We start from the raw sequence: 411 nt of genomic DNA, 5'->3' as shown, positions 1-411 counted from the left end.
GTCGGGTTCGGCGTCAGCTGCTCGAAGTTACCACCGGTGGCACCGGTAATCGTGGTGCTGACGGTCGAGCCGTTATTGTAAACGTCGTTCGCCGGAGTCTCGAAATTGACACTGCCCTGGGTCTTGCCGGCTTCAACGGTGATGGTCTGGCCGTTGGACAGCGTCACGGTCACCGGAGTCTGAGCCGGGTTGCTCAGAGTCACGGTGTAGGTGATGACGCCACCTTCGGTTACCGACGGCGTCGCCGTCAGGGTCGCGGTAGTAGTGTCGACCGAGTCGTTGATCGTGGTCTGAGCAGGAGTCGGGTTCGGCGTCAGTTGCTCGAAGTTGCCACCGGTCGCACCGGTAATCGTGGTGCTGACGGTCGAGCCGTTGTTGTAGACGTCGTTTGCCGGGGTCTCAAAATTGACA

Annotated in this window: 1 protein-coding gene; it reads right to left on the bottom strand. The window is 60.3% G+C overall.

Annotated elements, in window-relative coordinates; all coding sequences use genetic code 11:
• The coding region (locus ACLEJP_RS25535; protein WP_440810919.1) for an immunoglobulin-like domain-containing protein at window positions 1–411 on the bottom strand (411 nt) is incomplete at both ends.

This window comes from Pseudomonas sp. SMV7, from assembly GCF_052041995.1.
Lineage (GTDB): Bacteria > Pseudomonadota > Gammaproteobacteria > Pseudomonadales > Pseudomonadaceae > Aquipseudomonas.
Note: the sequence above shows the minus strand (reverse complement) of the source record. Positions and strands in the feature narration are given on the sequence as shown.